The organism is Bacillus cereus group sp. BfR-BA-01311, from assembly GCF_022664295.1.
Taxonomy (GTDB): Bacteria; Bacillota; Bacilli; order Bacillales; family Bacillaceae_G; genus Bacillus_A; species Bacillus_A cereus.
The window spans coordinates 326,814-342,514 of record NZ_JAKUHC010000005.1 but is presented as its reverse complement, the minus strand read 5'-3'; the positions used below and the strand labels follow the sequence as shown (position 1 = coordinate 342,514).

The following is a 15,701-nucleotide window of genomic DNA, read 5'->3' as shown; positions in this document are numbered from 1 at the left end:
AAGCAGTTTCTATTACCAGTTTTTATGAAATCTTTTAGTTTTTACTAACAGCTCTTTTTTATTAAACTAATAATACTCCTTAAACCCATTTTACCTACTGCATCATATAATTTTAAACTTAGAATTCAATAAAAAAGTTTCTTACCATTAAATATGCGCACTATATGAGATTCTTTTAAAACTAGTCTATTTATCATCCCCTTCTAACTCCTCACTTTCTTCACGTATTTGTCCAATTAATGAAAATACAGAACCTACAGCTTGGATCCAACTTCCTATGATATCTATTGACTGACCTTCTTTCTTTTTATCCGGGTCACTATTTACTTGATTGTCTAAATTTTCCCCTGTATCACTTACTAGATCTTCTTTACTATCATGCTGCTCTCCTCTAATACTTTTCAGCTCGTAAACTCCTCCAATTGCCTGCAAGGAATTCCCTATAGCTTGTAATAAATTTCCTACAATATTAAAAGTTTCATCTTTATCTGAAGCATCTTCAAATTCATCTGCTAATGCTGTAAGTCCTCCTAAAGCCTGTATCCAATTTCCAGCAATCACTAATTTAATTTTAGTTTCATCTTTAAAATCAATAACCAATCCTGATATTACAGTTACATTACCCGTTGATTGTATTTCGTTCCCAATTTTTTCAAGAGATATTTCGCCCTGACCATCAGCTTCTAAAGCGTTACCAACTGCTTGTAATGTGTTTCCATATACATTCAGATCCTCCCTTACATTACTACTTATAAAATAGAATGGTGTACTTCCAATAGCGGAAGTTATTGTACCTATAGCTGCTATCAATGCACCAAATATTTCTTTTAATTGGTTCTCCATTTATAACCTATCCCAACATTAAATAATTACTTTTATCTTATTCAATTACACAGCTATCTGTTAAAAAGTCACACTGTCCCTTACCTTGTTCCTCTTTTATTATATTGTCTTATAAAAATAATACTAATATATTTTGGTATGCCCACCTTATAACGATAACCCATGTAATTTCAGAAGTTTGACACAGCTCTAGAAAAAGCTTATAAAGAAAAGTGAGGTTCCTGATATTCGTTTCCATAATCTAAGGCATATTCATCCAAAGATGGTAAGTGAACGATTGGAACATACAAGTAGGTATCACGCCGAACACCTACTCGCAAGTTATATCAGGATTTCAAAAGACTGTGGTGGATCAATTGGCAAAAGAATTATTGGGAAAGAAAATTTTTCGTTTCTAACCAGAAACACCGCCTAAAAAAACTAAAATATTACAAGTGAAAAAGGAGCAACAAAACATGAGAGAAATCAAATCTGACAAGGAATTCAAAGACATCATCGCAAGCGAGGAGCCTGTAGTTGTTAAGTTCTTTACTACATGGTGCCCAGATTGCGTACGTATGGACAACTTTATCGGAGATGTAATGGAAGAGTTCAATAAATTTGAATGGTACTCTATCAATAAAGATGAGTTTCCAAGTATCGCTGAAGAGTATCAAGTAATGGGTATTCCAAGTTTACTTGTATACCAAAACGGTGAGAAGCTAGGCCACTTACATAGTGCTAATGCAAAAACAGAAGAGCAAGTTACTGAGTTTTTAGAAGCATACTAAAATGAAAGCCCTCTGGAAAATATTTTTCAGAGGGTTTTCATCTATTTTCACAATTATCTTTTGAATTTTTTCATCGTTTAATGAATTACACCTTGTCATGATAAGAATAATACGTAGTAAGAAAAGTATTCGTTTCCTCATCCATCTACCCTCCTATCTCTTTAGTAAATAAACTCCAATTCGGTTCACACCTTGACTTTGTACTTTTCAACATATTTTTCCTTTACGAAACTTTGTTATCCCCTTCTTAAAAAGCTATAAAACGTCAACAATGTTTGTATAGACCCACACGACTTTCGTTTGATACTCTATTTATAGAAAGAAATTCCTTTAAAGAAAGGTGAGTGATTAAAATGGATACTCTTTCTCATAAAGAAGCTGATAAAGGTGCTATTGTCAGCATTATGGCCTACATATTTTTATCCTCTATGAAAATCATCATCAGTTATATTACCCTCTCTAGCGCATTACGCGCTGACGGTTTAAATAACTTAACGGATATCGGTGCTTCTTTAGCGATATTAATTGGTCTAAAAATATCTCGTAAACCTCGTGACCCAGATCATCCGTATGGGCATTCGCGTGCCGAACAAATCGCATCACTTGTTGCGTCCTTCATTATGGCAACAGTCGGATTAGAAGTTGTTATTAGTGCCATTCAATCTTTCTTAAATCCGAAACAAGCAGCGCCTAATGTACTCGCTGCATGGGTTGCTTTATTTTCTGCTGTCGTTATGTACTGCGTGTATTTGTATACGAAAAAAATTGCAGCACGAACAAAAAGTAAATCATTAGAAGCCGCTGCAAAGGATAATTTATCAGATGCACTCGTAAGTATTGGTACTGTAGTAGGTATTGTCGGTTCTCAGTTCCAAATGCCTATTTTAGACCCTATTGCCGCTTTAATTGTTGGTCTTATTATTTGTAAAACTGCATGGGAGATTTTCGTAGAATCTTCTCATATGCTAACAGATGGAATTGATCCTGATAAAATGGAAGAATACGCTGATGCTATTGAGCATATTGGCGGTGTGGAAAACATTGTAGATATTCGAGCACGTATGTACGGGAATCAAACGTATGTTGATATTACAATTGAAGTAGATGCTCGTATGGATGTTGGAGAAAGTCACTGTATTACTGACAATATCGAGGCTATGCTTCGCAAAAAGTTCGGAATTTACCATGCACACATTCATGTTGAGCCAATGAAAAAAGAACCTATTATGACATAGGTTCTTTTTTTATGAACGTTTTATGAAATATAACACATAAAACGAGCCAGCTACCGCCAGCTGCCCATCCTGCTAATACGTCAGATGGATAGTGCACGCCAAGATATATTCGGCTAACTGAAATAGATAATACAACAAAGCTTGCTATAAGAATAATTAATAATTTTTTATGCAATGAAATACGATCTTCAGTAATTGTGACGTATGCAATAAATCCTAAAAAAGCAGTAGCATTCATCGTATGACCGCTCGGAAAACTATATCCAGTTGCAGTAACAAGCTGTGTGACATCAGGTCTTGCTCGTTCGTACCATAGTTTAAGCATACTGTTTAAATAACGAGATCCGTAGTAATTAATTGTTAGAAGTAACGCACTAAGCAACTTTTTTCTAACAAGAAAATACATTACAAGAATAATGAGTAATGGAAAATATATTCTTTTGGAACCGATAAAAGACACCCAAGTAAAATAGGTCGTCAAATAATCGTTTCGAAAGCTTTGAATAAAATGTGCGACTATATTGTCAAAATTCTCAATACAAGCGGTATGATACGAAAGTGATAATACGACAAAACAAATGAGTAACGTAAAACTTAGCAAGTATAAATGTCGATATCGTTTCACATACATAACCTCACTATGCAAAAAAATGGAGCGGTTGTTTTAGTTTTCCTCTCCATTTCTTTTTTATGCATAGTTTATTAAAAAATATAATTATTAATTTTTTGCTTCATCTCAGGGATATCTTCTCTTGTTACGGTAAAACGAATCACCTTCTCATCAAGATCAAGCGCCTCAGCGAATAATCCAGCTAAACCACGGGATTTTCTATCTACTTCCATAATAATTTCTAGTCGGTCGTATGCACGTGGCAAGATTAATAATTCTAATTCATCTAATTTCCCATAATGCTCTCCAGAAACCGGAATAAACTCAAATTCTTGTGCGAATGGAACTTGCTTACGTAATCGATGCGGTAATTCTTCACATTCTATATGACGTGCTTTAAACCCTAATTCATTTACACTATCTAAAACACTACTTAATAATGCATTAGGTAACACTTGAACGTAGTCGCGGTCACTTGGGTCTATACTATGTTTAATATCAAGACCTGTATGAATCCAAACCGTTTTCATACCAAGTGTAAGTGGTGCTTCAATTGGCATTGGAAAAGAAAATGGAATTTCAACTTTTTCATTCGGTTCTACAGAAAAAGGTTCTGTTAAGCGTACTCGCTCTAAATCATATGTTGCTGTTACTTTTTTATCATCCACTTCTCGTACATACGACGTCGATAATGTTAAGTAAATGCTTTCAATTTGTTGGCTAACTGAACCTCCAGTTATATGAACCTTTCCAACTATTTCTTCCCCAACAATATACTCATCTTTTTCAAGAACAGTATCTACCTTTGCACTTCCAATACCAACGCTTGCTAAAAACTTTTGAAACATGGAGTCTCCATCCTTTCTAAAGCAGAAGCTACATCTTGTTTTAAATCTTGTACATTCTCATAGTACGGCGTTTTTATTTGTAACATTCGCATAAGCATTTCACCATTATAATGTTCCAAAGTTAATTCTTCGTACCATGGTTTTTCCTGTTTTTCATTAGATTCATATCCTGCATATAATAAAAATAATGAGAAATGACCGAGCGCATAAAAGTCGCTACGAAAGTGAACTTCTCGCATCAAAGCTTGTTCACCTTCGTAAGTTGTAGCTCGCTCATCATCTTCACCTTTCCATTTAGCCAATCCAAAATCGATAATACTAATTTGATTTTCTTTCATTAGTATGTTTGGAATGCGTAAATCTCGATGAATAATGCCTTCACTATGAAACACCGATACAATTTCTAATATTTCATATAAAATCTCAAAAACTTCACGTTCTGTATATACATACCCATCTATGAAAATATAATCTTCAAAATTTTTACCAGGCATGTACTCCATCACAAAGAAGCTCTTTTTCTCCCATAGGAAATGATCATATAGACTAGGAATTGCATGATGATTTAATGTTTGTAAAATCATTTTCTCTTGTTCAAATGATTTTCTACCAGACTCATATCTTTGTTTACTTTGTCTTAATTGTTTTAAGACTTTATATCTATTTATTTGTAAATCATTAACGACATATGTAACCCCATAACTGCCCATTCCAATTACTGATTCAATTTTATAACGCTCTGCAACAATTGTATTTTTTCGCAGTGGTCTATCAAATAATGCTAGTACACGACGCCATTTCATCAGCTACTTGAAAAGAAGCTACGGCTTTTACGTTTTCTTTTATAATGTTGATGTCCATAACCAGATGAACGTCGTTTATAATCGCTACTTGAATACGAGCGCCCTCTACGACGATAATCACTACTTGAATACGAACGATATTTTTTCTTTCCTAATAAAGAATCAATAATTTTTTTGAACATTCCTTCACCTCTTGAGTAAAATTTCCTTTTCATTATACCAATAATTATTGACTATATTTGTGACAGGTTTGTAAAGAGTAAAAAACGACGAGTTATGCCCGTCGTTACTTTCATTCATCCTCTTCATCAAAAACTTCATCAATCATGCATTTCTCTAATAAATACTCAAATGTAATATCTGCGAGATCTTCAATTTCTTCTCGTTTTGGGACGTACCCTCTTTCAATTAGTTGCTCATAAAAAAACTCCGCAATCTCTTCCGTATCAATCACGACTTCAATTTCCTTCATGAGCATCACTCCTTTATTTCTGTTTTATGAAAAAATCTCAAAATTATGTATATGAGATTAGAAAAATAGATTTTATTTTTTTATAGGTCATAAGCTTTGGACGAGATGCATACGATTGTAGTACAAGCTATTCAAAGGGGGAAATAATAATGGAAAATCAATATGAAGTAGGACAAACAAAAGAAGAGTTCATGCATGAAGATCAATGGGCAGACTCTCTTATAAAGTGGCTTTTTATTTTTTTAATAGTTGTAGGCATACCTTATACTGCATATGTTGTTGTTCAATTTATTCTCTCTTTCTAGTTAACTATTTTTTCTCTGTCAATTTAACTAAATAATTATGAACAACATCCATTACAATTTTATATTCTTCATCTTTAAATGTATCGAACAATAATTGATAATCGTTATAAATATCAAGTAATCCATCAATGATTTCTTGACGATTCGTCTTAACACTCACTTTTTTCGAGTTGTTAATTGACTTTAACTTTCCTAAATCTAATTTATTCATACCGGCTTTATCTTGTTTCATTTTCTTCAAAATTGCATTTGCCGTTTGAGCATTGGCGAGTAACGTTAAATCTGATTCATCCGCTTCTAACCATTCACCATCCGTAATCCGTGACAATTCATAAATTGTATCTTCCCATGCGTCATTCTTATATCTCCATACTTCTGTACGAAAACCAACAATACGGAAAACATCTTTATCATATCCAGTTACTTGCACAAGATCACCAAACGTGAAATTATAATTTAATTCAATCCACTCCGTATCGCCCTTTTTCATATCTTGCTCTGTAACGTGCTGCAATGTTTGCTCTACGTAAAATCCATCGTGATTATTGACTTCGTATACATAAACTCCATCTAAAACCTTCATATTTGTGATTTTCCCAACGGTTCCATATAGCGTAATCACGACTATGTCCCCTACGTTGTATTTAGGTTGTTTTTTTCTTGCCATCTCTATCTCTCCTTTTTTTGACGTCGTGATTTTGATATCAGTATATGCAACCTACATAAAAACGCTTATCACAGAAGCTTATATTCATAAATTTTTTCAATAAAAATTATAATCTTATAAAATTTACATTACACTCAAACAAAAGCTAGTAACTAGACTAGCTTTAAATCAACAAATTTCATAATAAAAAAACATACAGAATACTTCACTTTAAATAAAGTAATGTATTCTGTATGTTTTCAAATAGTTTTTATCTATCTTGTATGTATAAATCCCAGGCTTCATCAAATATAGACATACTTTCTAGCATTCCGCTCAACTCTAAGTATGAACTAATTTCATCATAGTCTTCAGATTGCTTCGGAAAACTTAAATCATCATACATCGCCTCTGCTAAATCTGAAATTTCATTTCTAAATAAAGCTGCACGATGCTTCATCATATAATGGTAAAATGTCTTTTTCAAAAATATTCCCTACCTTTCTAACTTGGGTACATTATACAAGGCAAAAAAGAAAAAAACCAGCATAAAAGCTGGTTAAAAGTCGAAATAATTTCTTTTTAATAGACGCGGTCTTCCCATTAATTCTTCATATGTTAGTTGTTTTGGTAAATCTTTCGTGTAAATTAAGAATAATTGATCTTCAATTTCTTTTACTGTATGGTCTGATTGATAGTCCATCCCGCACGAGGAACAAGAAATACATGGTGTCTCTTGGATTTCAATGGCTTTCGTACCATCTGGTAATTCCCAATATACAGTATTCAAGCTTTCTTTCGCTTCTGTACTGTCACACCACATACAATTCATACTGCATCACCCTCAGTTTTTTTGTCGTTTTCTTCTAACTTAGCCATTTGTGCTTGATATTTTTTATCTTTTAATTGATCGCGCTTATCACGTTTATCTTTTAAAGATGCATGAGTATCATTATCTTCGTAGTCTTTACGACGGTTCATACGCTGTAAGTCGTCTGGAACGAGGTTAAATTTCTTATCGCTCATAAGACCTGCGATACCAACATCTGAACGTTTTTCTTCGTAGTTCGGATAAATCTCTTTAAAGTATCCTTCCGCTCTTTCTGGAATATAGCTCTCTGGCTCTGGATACGTCGTAATAACACCTTCAAAGTTACGAAGTACAACTTTATCTGCACTTTGTGAGATTAAATAGTTTGGTTGAAGTGCAATTTTACCGCCTCCGCCTGGCGCATCAACAACGAATGTCGGAACAGCATAACCAGATGTGTGTCCACGTAAACCTTCAATAATTTCAAGACCTTTAGATACTGGTGCACGGAAGTGACCGATACCTTCAGATAAGTCACATTGATAAATGTAGTATGGACGTACACGGATTTTTACTAAGTCATGCATAAGTTTTTTCATAATTGGAACGCTGTCGTTAATACCAGCTAAAATTACTGCTTGGTTTCCGACTGGAACACCAGCATTCGCTAACATTTCACATGCCTTTTTCGATTCTTCAGTAATTTCAATAGATGTATTGAAATGTGTATTTAACCATACTGGATGGTATTTTTTAATAATGTTACATAAGTTTTCTGTAATACGTTGTGGGAATACTACTGGTGCTCTCGTTCCGATACGAATAATCTCAACATGCGGAATCTCTCGTAAATTTTTTAATACATATTCTAAAATTTTATCGTTAATTAGAAGTCCGTCACCACCGGAGATTAATACATCTCGTACTTGTGGCGTTTCACGAATATAAGCAATTGCATCATCTAATTGTTTCTTCGGTACACCCATTCCAATTTGTCCACTAAAACGACGACGTGTACAGTAACGACAATACATAGAACATTGATTTGTTACTAAGAATAGTACACGGTCCGGATAACGATGTGTTAGCCCTGGAACTGGTGAATCTTCGTCTTCGTGAAGTGGGTCTTCTAAATCATATTTTGTTTTATATAACTCTTCCGAAATCGGTACTGATTGCATCCGAATCGGACAGCGTGGATCATCAGGATTCATTAGCCAAGCATAGTACGGTGTAATGTTTAACGGGATCGTTTTCGTTGAAATTTTAACGCCCTCTTCTTCTTCAGGTGTTAAGTTAATTACTTTTCTTAAGTCATCTAACGTTTTGATCGTATTCGTTAATTGCCAAACCCAATCATTCCATTGCTCTTCAGTAACATCTTTCCATAATTCGATATCCTTCCAGTGACGATTTGGTTTGTATACATCATGTAACATTGCTATTCCCCCTTTTTATACGCTCATCCTTTATATAAGCAATAGTTATGCCAACTTTACATTGTTGATAAGTAAATGTGCGGAGAACCCTATTACATAAGCGAAAAAATATTTTTAAGCGTTGTATGAAATCAATACTTAACATCATATTCATTACTTTTTATATATGTAAACGCTCTTTTATTGGTGCAAACACACAAAAACCGCCGATTATTCGGCGGTTTTGTCGTACTTGCTCAGTTTATATTGAAGCGTTTGACGAGGGATACCCAACATTTTTGCGGCTTGTAATATATTCCCTTCCGTTTCAATCAACGCTTGATCTATTAATTCTTTTTCTGTTTGATGAAGTGCTTCTCTAAGTGGCATTATACCCTTCTTCTTCGAAAACTTCTCTTTCCGAAATGTACGTGGTAAACAATTGGCTGTTAATGTATTCCCTTCTGCAATAATAACCGCATGTTCAATCGTATGTTTTAACTCCCGTACATTTCCAGGCCACTGATAAGCTTGCAGTCTATCTTTCGCTTCCTCATCAATTTGAAGTACACCTTTTTTATAACTTTTATTATATTCTTTCAAAAAATAAGATGCTAATAATAGTACATCCTCAGTTCTTTCACGAAGCGGTGGGATATATAATGAAAATACGTTTAAGCGATAATATAAATCAGTGCGAATTTTATTCTCTCGTAAACATATTTCTGGAGGCTGGTTCATCGCGGTAATAACACGAACATCTACTTTTCTCGTCTTATTATCACCAATTCTTCTAATGACTCCATCTTCTAACACTCGTAACATTTTTGCCTGCAAATCAAGAGGCATTGAATTCAGTTCATCTAAAAATAATGTACCACCATCAACAAGTTCAAATAGCCCAGCTCTTTCAATCGCTCCCGTATAGCTTCCTTTTGTCGTTCCAAACAATAAACTTTCTAATAGCGACTCTGGTAAAGCTGCACAGTTTTGTGCAATAAATGGCTTGTTTTTTCTTTTAGAAGCTTCATGAATTGCTTGTACGAACAGTTCTTTTCCTGTTCCTGTTTCACCATATATTAAAACATTCGCGTCTGTTGGTGCTACTTTTTGTGCTAACTCTTTCGTCTGTTTAAACCGCGTATCATTTGTCACTATCGTCTCAAATGCAGCGTGCTTTTTAATCACTTTTTTTCTAGATGATCGCTTTATTTTCGACTGTAAGTCAACAATTGTGTCAGTAAGCTTTTGAATTGTAGAGTAATCCTTTGCAATTTCAACAGCCCCAGCAATATTCCCATCTATAAAAATAGGTAACGTCGTATTTACTGTACAAACATCTTCACCATTTAAATTTTGATAATGTTGTACCTGATGTACGATAGGTTTTTTTGTATCTAGTACTTTCATCAATGTACTCGTTTCCCTTGATAAAGACGGGAACGCTTCTAACAGATGTTTCCCTAACACTTTTTCAATCTTCGATCCATCGTGTTTTGCAGCTACAGAATTATAAAATATTGTAATTCCATTTTCATCTACAGCGTGTATAGCCTCATCAATACTGCCCAAAATCGCTTCAATGACTTCTTGTGTGGAAACTGCTAGCAATGTCATCCCCCCTTTTGCCGAAAATCCAGCAATTACATGCCGAATTTTCGGCACACCTATGTGCGATTGTAAGCATGACGATTCCGTTCTATAATTTTAATCAATTTTATATTTTCATTAGATAACTCGAAACTCTAATTAGTACGGCTTTTTCAAACACCCAGCTCCACCTAACTGTTTTGCTTTACAGCCAAATTTTGAGGCGGAAGTTTTACTGCTTTCGAATAGCTAGATAAATCTTTCACCCATATATTCATATCTTCCAACTTATCGAAAATGTAGCAATTATTCGCCAGTCTTCCTGTATACGTATAGCCTAATTGATGAAAGGCAGCATTCATTCCGAAAGAAAGCGATCGAGCAATTGTATAGGAGCAGAAAATAGATCTTTCTTGAAGTTCTTCCTCTAATTTAATTAGTAAACTTTTCATAAATCCATGTTTACGGTATTCAGGTAAAGTAGCACAATTCGTTAATTCTGCATTCCCTTCCTTTATGTTCATTTCTGCAGATGCTGTACTAATAATTTTCCCCTCAAATTCATACACGTAGTAAATTGTATCGTCTTCTTTCATCGTCTGTAATACATAACTCGCTTCATTTAAAGGTGTCGGATACACTTCAAATACTTTTCCGAATACAGTTGCTAATTCTTCTGCATCTTCTTCAGTCGCTTTTCTCAGCAAAAATTTCTCTGGAACTACTTTTTCTTTTATTTCTTTTCCTTTTACACCGCTTAATATAGTATCTTCCTCAATCCAATGCATACTATTTCGTCTTTCATCATTATTATATTTCACAAAAAAGTATGCATCGTGTCCTTGAAAATAATGAGGTATCGTTGCTTCCAACAAAAAACCGAAAGAGAGCCATGTTGAAACATGCTCTCCCTTTCCTTTAATAATACATTTAGTGAAAGAATGTTTCTCTGCTAGTTCGTCAATTGTCTGTATAATACTTTCAACATTTCCTGTATAGTGATCTACCCGAATACGCTTATTAAAATAATCTAAAACACCTTCTACTGTATAACAATTCGTCTGTTCTCTAAAAGATTCATAGTATTTCATTTTTTCACCTCACACCAATCTAGTAATGTACATGCAATAATTTTTGCGGCAGCTATCATTTTATCAACTTCTATATATTCGTTTGGATAGTGTGCTACTTTCGTCTCTCCTGGACCAAATACTATTGTTGGTACGTTTGCAATTTGTGTAAATAAACCTCCATCAGTCCCCCACGGAGATGCTTCAATAATTGGTTCGTTCCCTTCGATTTCAACAAAGTTGTGATGAAGTGTCGTAATGAGTTCATGATTCTCTTCTAGTTCACCAGGAACCCATCTCGCTCCAAACCATTCTACTTCTACTGGATTTTCAACAAACCAATTGTCCACATCATTTAATTCAGCAATCCAATTCTCAAACTCTTCTTTTGCCGCCTCTATAGTCTCATTCGGCGCAACACCGCATCTTCCTTCTAAAATTAATTCATCGGGAACAGAACTTGGCCAACTCCCTCCTTCAATTTTCCCAATGTTAATTGGAATTGGAATCGGAATTTCTTTAAATAACGGATCTGTAATTCGACTATTTCTTTTCTCCTCTAGCTTTCTTACATGTTCTATAACAAACATACTTTTTTCAATTGCACTAACCCCTTCATAGCGCGTTCCACCGTGTGCAGCTTTCCCTTTTACACGTAGACGAAACCACATGGAACCTTGTTGTTTCGGGAAAAACTTCATATTAGTAGGCTCCGGAATAATGACACCATCTGCCTTATATCCTCGTAATATAGTTGCCAATGTCCCTGCTCCGCCACTTTCCTCTTCTATTACACTTTGAAAATAGATGTCTCCTTTTAATTCAATGTTAGATTCAATAATCGCTTCCATCGCAAGCATAAGTGCGACATTTCCGCCCTTCATATCCGTTGTTCCACGGCCATATATACGATTTCCGATTTTCTCACCGCTATAAGGATGATGTTCCCACTGATTCACATCCCCTTCTGGAACTACATCAATATGCCCATTCAATATCATAGATTTCCCGTCGCCACTTCCTTTTAAAGTTGCTACAATATTTGGGCTATCTGAAAAACTTGTACGGGGTGATACAAAATAAGGATGATCTTTCATTTTAGAAAAAGAAGGCTCCCATATATCGAGCTCTAAACCTAATTCACGTAATTTTTCAATCACAATTGCCTGCGCACCGCTTTCATCACCAGATACGCTCTTTTCTTGAATTAATCGTTTTAAAAATTTCACACTTTCCTCTTCATGGCTCTCAATATAATCACAAACTTGCTTTTTTAATTGCTCCATATATTACATCTCCCTTCATTCAATTACTAGTAAGTTAGAACTAATTTGAAAATCAGCTTCTGTATGTCGTTTTACATCTTCTACTGTGTATGGGCTCATTAATTCTTGTAATATAAGTCCACTCGGAGTTACCTCCATGACTGCCATATCAGTAATAATTAAATCTACACATTTCTTTGAAGTTAATGGCAATGTACACTCTGAAACAATTTTTGCATTTCCGTACTTATCAACATGATTCATTACAACAACGACCCGCTTCGCTTTTTGTGCTAAATCCATTGCTCCACCAATACCTGGAACACGTTTTCCAGGTACAATCCAGTTTGCTAAATCACCATTTTCACTTACTTGTAATGAACCAAGAATCGTTATGTCTAGCAAACCTTTTCGAATCATCCCAAACGCTGTGCAGCTATCGAAATAACTCGCTCCTGTTATAAGAGAAGTTGGTAAACCTGCTGCATTACACAAATTTTCATCTTCATTCCCTTTACTTGGCGTTGGTCCCATGCCGACGATTCCATTTTCCGCATGAAACATAACATTTATATCGTCAGGCAAATGATTTGGTACAAGCGATGGTATGCCAATACCTAAATTTACAATCATACCATTTTGTATTTCTTTCGCCGCACGCCTAGCAATCTTATCCCTCACTTCTACGCCCATACCCATTTCCAGTTCACTCCTTCCGACGGTACAATATAATTTACGAAAACACCTGGAACGACAATTTCCTCTGGATCTAAACTTCCAAGCGGGACTATTTCTTCTGCTTCTACAATTGTTATATCCCCAGCCATAGCTACATGGGGATTCATATTTCGTGCACTTTTGTCAAATACAAGATTACCAAACGGATCTGCCTTTTTCGCATATACAATTGAAACTTCAGCAGTTAATGCTGTTTCAACTAAGTAGGTCTTACCATTCATTTCAACTGTTCGTTTTCCCTCTTCCACAATCGTATCAACACCAACATCAACTAAAACACCACCAAGACCAACGCCACCAGCGCGAATACGCTCTGCTAATGTTCCCTGCGGAGAAAACTCAATTTGTAATCTTCCCTCGTTTAGTTGCCTTCCTGCATTTGGATTGGAGCCAATGTGAGAAGTAATTATTGATTTAACTCTTTCATTTGTAACAAGACGACCGATACCTACATCAGGAAATCCAGTGTCATTTCCAATTAAATTTAAATTTGTAACGCCTTTTTCTAAAATTGCCTGTATTAAAGATGGAGGGGATCCAATCCCTCCAAATCCCCCAAACATCAATGTCATATCATCATGGAACAAAGAAATTACTTCCTCAATTTCTTTTAATTTACCGAATGTATTTGTAATAGTTGTCATGCGATACTATGCCCTCCTTTTTGCATCATCTCTTCCACACTTTTAGAGAAAATTGAAAGTAATTCATCTAACTCGGAATATGTAGTTGTCATTGGCGGTGCTACAAGCAGTGCACTATCTTCTTTTCCTGCTTGCCCTGAAACTGCTTGGTATAAAAGCAGACCATTTTTAGCTGCAACTGAAATAAGCTCTGACGCTTTTGTAAACGGTTGCAATTCTACTCCGATTAGCAACCCTTTTCCGCGCACATCAGCAATGATTGTCGATTGTTGCTGAACTTTCTGTAAGCCTTTTATTAAATACTCTCCCTTTTCTGCTGTTTTTTCAGGAAGATTATGTTTCTCCATATATTCAATAACAGCTAAAGCCGTTGCTGCAGACAATGGATTTGCACTTAACGTATGACCACTCATTACTGAACGTGATCCACGTAATATTGGTTCCATAACACGATCACTTACAACTGTCGCTGCCATCGGTGTATATCCCGCTCCTAACCCTTTACCAAGTGTCATAATATCCGGCTCTACGCCCCAATGCTCCATCGCAAACCATGCTCCAGTACGACCAAGCCCAGTCATTACTTCATCCGCAATAAATAAAATATCGTAATGGTCGCAAATCTCTTTAATGACTTTATAATAGTCTTTCGGCGGAACAACCGCGCCTCCAGCTGCTCCGATAATCGGCTCAGCAATAAAAGCAGCAATATGCTCTGCACCAATTCTTTCAATTGATCTTTCTAGTTCAGTCGCACATGCCAGCTGACAAGTTGGATATACTTTTTGAACAGGACATCTGAAACAATATGGAGCTGGTATAGTCGGATAATCTTCCAAAATAGATACGAAACGTTGTCTACGTAGTGGATGCCCAGACATCGATAAAGCACCCATCGTAATACCGTGATAACTCATCCATCTTGATAAAATTTTATGTTTCCCTTGAATACCTCGCTCTTGAAAATGCTGAATTGCAATTTTCATAGCTGTTTCATTCGCTTCCGTGCCACTATTTACAAAAAAACTCCAGTTCAAATCTCCTACACTTAAATCACTTAACTTCTTCGCTAATTTTTCAGCTGGTTCACTCGTAAACTGTGATCTATAAACGAAAGCAATCTCCTCAGCTTGCTTTTTAATAACGTCTGCAATCTCCTTTACGCCATGCCCAATACCTGCCGTAATTGCTCCTGACGAACCATCAAAATATTTATTGCCATTTTGATCATACAAATAAACACCTTTTCCATGTGAAATCATTGGATACGGCTGACCAACAAGTGGTTTAATTAAGTAATCGCGCATAGCGCTCCCCCATTTCTCCAATTTGTATATATATATGAAGAAAATTGACGTTTCTTTCATAAAAAAGAATCCTCTGCAAAAGCAGTGAATTTATCAAAAAACTATTATAAAATATACAAATGAGTGCTTAAAAATTTTTATAAAACAGAAAATTCAGAACTAAAAAACCGAAGACCAACCCTTTTCTATACGCCCAAATAACCCTCCTTTTTATATGAAATGACTACATCACCAAATGTTTTTATAGCATAATGCCAGCTGTCCTTAAATGCCGACATTCTGTACACTTCGACGGAACTCCCGTTAAACTCCTTCCTATTATCCTA

General features: G+C 35.4%; 19 protein-coding genes and 1 pseudogene. 4 read left to right on the top strand and 16 right to left on the bottom strand.

Annotated features, from left to right (window positions below; genetic code table 11):
• Positions 1-186 precede the first annotated feature (186 nt).
• A complete protein-coding gene (locus MR136_RS14930) occupies positions 187-843 on the bottom strand; it encodes a DUF6944 family repetitive protein (RefSeq protein WP_017674109.1) in 657 nt (218 codons plus the stop codon).
• Positions 844-976: 133 nt separating this feature from the next.
• On the opposite strand from MR136_RS14930, the pseudogene MR136_RS14925 reads away from it, so the two are divergent.
• The 3 genes and pseudogenes from MR136_RS14925 to MR136_RS14915 all read left to right on the top strand — a co-directional run.
• Positions 977-1,241, top strand: a pseudogene (locus tag MR136_RS14925) (site-specific integrase); the annotation flags it as partial.
• A 57-nt stretch (positions 1,242-1,298) separates the two neighbouring features.
• Entirely contained in the window at positions 1,299-1,613 is a 315-nt protein-coding gene (locus MR136_RS14920) for a thioredoxin family protein (protein WP_001206934.1), read from the top strand.
• Between the two features lie 353 nt (positions 1,614-1,966).
• Positions 1,967-2,848 (top strand): cation diffusion facilitator family transporter, encoded by an 882-nt coding sequence (locus MR136_RS14915; RefSeq protein ID WP_000380385.1) that lies wholly within the window; start codon positions 1,967-1,969, stop codon positions 2,846-2,848.
• Here MR136_RS14915 and MR136_RS14910 read toward each other — a convergent pair.
• The 5 genes from MR136_RS14910 to MR136_RS14890 all read right to left on the bottom strand — a co-directional run bounded on the left by MR136_RS14910 (position 2,838) and on the right by MR136_RS14890 (position 5,581).
• Positions 2,838-3,473 carry a phosphatase PAP2 family protein gene (locus MR136_RS14910; protein ID WP_000833369.1) on the bottom strand — a complete coding sequence of 212 codons (636 nt, stop codon included), beginning with the start codon at positions 3,471-3,473 and terminating at the stop codon, positions 2,838-2,840. The two genes, MR136_RS14915 and MR136_RS14910, sit on opposite strands and share 11 nt — an antisense overlap.
• Before the next feature lie 77 nt (positions 3,474-3,550).
• Positions 3,551-4,306 (bottom strand): sporulation protein, encoded by a 756-nt coding sequence (locus tag MR136_RS14905; RefSeq protein ID WP_000486622.1) that lies wholly within the window; start codon positions 4,304-4,306, stop codon positions 3,551-3,553.
• A complete protein-coding gene (locus tag MR136_RS14900; protein ID WP_061457154.1) occupies positions 4,288-5,109 on the bottom strand; it encodes a serine/threonine protein kinase in 822 nt (273 codons plus the stop codon). Before MR136_RS14900 ends, MR136_RS14905 begins: the two co-directional genes overlap by 19 nt.
• Positions 5,109-5,291 (bottom strand): hypothetical protein, encoded by a 183-nt coding sequence (locus tag MR136_RS14895; RefSeq protein ID WP_000473371.1) that lies wholly within the window; start codon positions 5,289-5,291, stop codon positions 5,109-5,111. The genes MR136_RS14900 and MR136_RS14895 overlap by 1 nt, the downstream gene beginning before the upstream one ends.
• Positions 5,292-5,401: 110 nt before the next feature.
• On the bottom strand, positions 5,402-5,581 hold the full coding sequence (locus MR136_RS14890) for a YozD family protein (protein ID WP_000658451.1): 180 nt from the start codon (positions 5,579-5,581) through the stop codon (positions 5,402-5,404).
• 149 nt (positions 5,582-5,730) lie between these two features.
• Here MR136_RS14890 and MR136_RS14885 point away from each other — a divergent pair, with 149 nt between their 5' ends.
• Positions 5,731-5,886 (top strand): DUF3930 family protein, encoded by a 156-nt coding sequence (locus tag MR136_RS14885; protein WP_000431486.1) that lies wholly within the window; start codon positions 5,731-5,733, stop codon positions 5,884-5,886.
• Between the two features lie 4 nt (positions 5,887-5,890).
• Here MR136_RS14885 and MR136_RS14880 read toward each other — a convergent pair whose 3' ends face one another.
• The 10 genes from MR136_RS14880 to MR136_RS14835 form a co-directional block, all read right to left on the bottom strand.
• Positions 5,891-6,553, bottom strand: a complete 663-nt coding sequence (locus MR136_RS14880) for a hypothetical protein (protein ID WP_000101499.1) — start codon at positions 6,551-6,553, stop codon at positions 5,891-5,893.
• 250 nt (positions 6,554-6,803) lie between these two features.
• Positions 6,804-7,019 (bottom strand): YozE family protein, encoded by a 216-nt coding sequence (locus tag MR136_RS14875; protein ID WP_000750717.1) that lies wholly within the window; start codon positions 7,017-7,019, stop codon positions 6,804-6,806.
• 72 nt (positions 7,020-7,091) lie between these two features.
• Positions 7,092-7,364: a YokU family protein gene (locus MR136_RS14870; RefSeq protein WP_000995763.1), complete on the bottom strand. Its 273-nt coding sequence runs from the start codon at positions 7,362-7,364 to the stop codon at positions 7,092-7,094.
• Positions 7,361-8,782 carry a lysine 2,3-aminomutase gene (gene kamA / locus MR136_RS14865; RefSeq protein ID WP_242259500.1) on the bottom strand — a complete coding sequence of 474 codons (1,422 nt, stop codon included), beginning with the start codon at positions 8,780-8,782 and terminating at the stop codon, positions 7,361-7,363. The genes MR136_RS14870 and kamA overlap by 4 nt, the downstream gene beginning before the upstream one ends.
• A gap of 210 nt (positions 8,783-8,992) precedes the next feature.
• Entirely contained in the window at positions 8,993-10,378 is a 1,386-nt protein-coding gene (gene rocR / locus MR136_RS14860; RefSeq protein ID WP_011110073.1) for an arginine utilization transcriptional regulator RocR, read from the bottom strand.
• Positions 10,379-10,542: 164 nt separating this feature from the next.
• On the bottom strand, positions 10,543-11,442 hold the full coding sequence (gene ablB / locus MR136_RS14855) for a putative beta-lysine N-acetyltransferase (RefSeq protein ID WP_000878594.1): 900 nt from the start codon (positions 11,440-11,442) through the stop codon (positions 10,543-10,545).
• Positions 11,439-12,707, bottom strand: a complete 1,269-nt coding sequence (locus MR136_RS14850; RefSeq protein ID WP_000436698.1) for a peptidase — start codon at positions 12,705-12,707, stop codon at positions 11,439-11,441. Before MR136_RS14850 ends, ablB begins: the two co-directional genes overlap by 4 nt.
• Before the next feature lie 15 nt (positions 12,708-12,722).
• Positions 12,723-13,385: a CoA transferase subunit B gene (locus tag MR136_RS14845; protein WP_000525278.1), complete on the bottom strand. Its 663-nt coding sequence runs from the start codon at positions 13,383-13,385 to the stop codon at positions 12,723-12,725.
• Complete coding sequence (gene atoD / locus MR136_RS14840) at positions 13,370-14,068, bottom strand: acetate CoA-transferase subunit alpha (protein WP_000208102.1); 699 nt, start codon at positions 14,066-14,068, stop codon at positions 13,370-13,372. Before atoD ends, MR136_RS14845 begins: the two co-directional genes overlap by 16 nt.
• On the bottom strand, positions 14,065-15,375 hold the full coding sequence (locus tag MR136_RS14835; RefSeq protein WP_001205882.1) for an aspartate aminotransferase family protein: 1,311 nt from the start codon (positions 15,373-15,375) through the stop codon (positions 14,065-14,067). Before MR136_RS14835 ends, atoD begins: the two co-directional genes overlap by 4 nt.
• Positions 15,376-15,701: the final 326 nt, after the last annotated feature.

Excerpts from the sequence above, each read along its gene's own strand:
- MR136_RS14930 (WP_017674109.1), bottom strand. The coding sequence starts at position 843 with ATGGAGAACCAATTAAAAGAAATATTTGGTGCATTGATAGCAGCTATA.
- MR136_RS14920 (WP_001206934.1), top strand. The coding sequence starts at position 1,299 with ATGAGAGAAATCAAATCTGACAAGGAATTCAAAGACATCATCGCAAGC.
- MR136_RS14915 (WP_000380385.1), top strand. The coding sequence starts at position 1,967 with ATGGATACTCTTTCTCATAAAGAAGCTGATAAAGGTGCTATTGTCAGC.
- MR136_RS14905 (WP_000486622.1), bottom strand. The coding sequence starts at position 4,306 with ATGTTTCAAAAGTTTTTAGCAAGCGTTGGTATTGGAAGTGCAAAGGTA.
- MR136_RS14900 (WP_061457154.1), bottom strand. The coding sequence starts at position 5,109 with ATGAAATGGCGTCGTGTACTAGCATTATTTGATAGACCACTGCGAAAA.
- MR136_RS14895 (WP_000473371.1), bottom strand. The coding sequence starts at position 5,291 with ATGTTCAAAAAAATTATTGATTCTTTATTAGGAAAGAAAAAATATCGT.
- MR136_RS14890 (WP_000658451.1), bottom strand. The coding sequence starts at position 5,581 with ATGAAGGAAATTGAAGTCGTGATTGATACGGAAGAGATTGCGGAGTTT.
- MR136_RS14885 (WP_000431486.1), top strand. The coding sequence starts at position 5,731 with ATGGAAAATCAATATGAAGTAGGACAAACAAAAGAAGAGTTCATGCAT.
- MR136_RS14880 (WP_000101499.1), bottom strand. The coding sequence starts at position 6,553 with ATGGCAAGAAAAAAACAACCTAAATACAACGTAGGGGACATAGTCGTG.
- MR136_RS14870 (WP_000995763.1), bottom strand. The coding sequence starts at position 7,364 with ATGAATTGTATGTGGTGTGACAGTACAGAAGCGAAAGAAAGCTTGAAT.
- kamA (WP_242259500.1), bottom strand. The coding sequence starts at position 8,782 with ATGTTACATGATGTATACAAACCAAATCGTCACTGGAAGGATATCGAA.
- rocR (WP_011110073.1), bottom strand. The coding sequence starts at position 10,378 with ATGACATTGCTAGCAGTTTCCACACAAGAAGTCATTGAAGCGATTTTG.
- ablB (WP_000878594.1), bottom strand. The coding sequence starts at position 11,442 with ATGAAATACTATGAATCTTTTAGAGAACAGACGAATTGTTATACAGTA.
- MR136_RS14850 (WP_000436698.1), bottom strand. The coding sequence starts at position 12,707 with ATGGAGCAATTAAAAAAGCAAGTTTGTGATTATATTGAGAGCCATGAA.
- MR136_RS14845 (WP_000525278.1), bottom strand. The coding sequence starts at position 13,385 with ATGGGTATGGGCGTAGAAGTGAGGGATAAGATTGCTAGGCGTGCGGCG.
- atoD (WP_000208102.1), bottom strand. The coding sequence starts at position 14,068 with ATGACAACTATTACAAATACATTCGGTAAATTAAAAGAAATTGAGGAA.
- MR136_RS14835 (WP_001205882.1), bottom strand. The coding sequence starts at position 15,375 with ATGCGCGATTACTTAATTAAACCACTTGTTGGTCAGCCGTATCCAATG.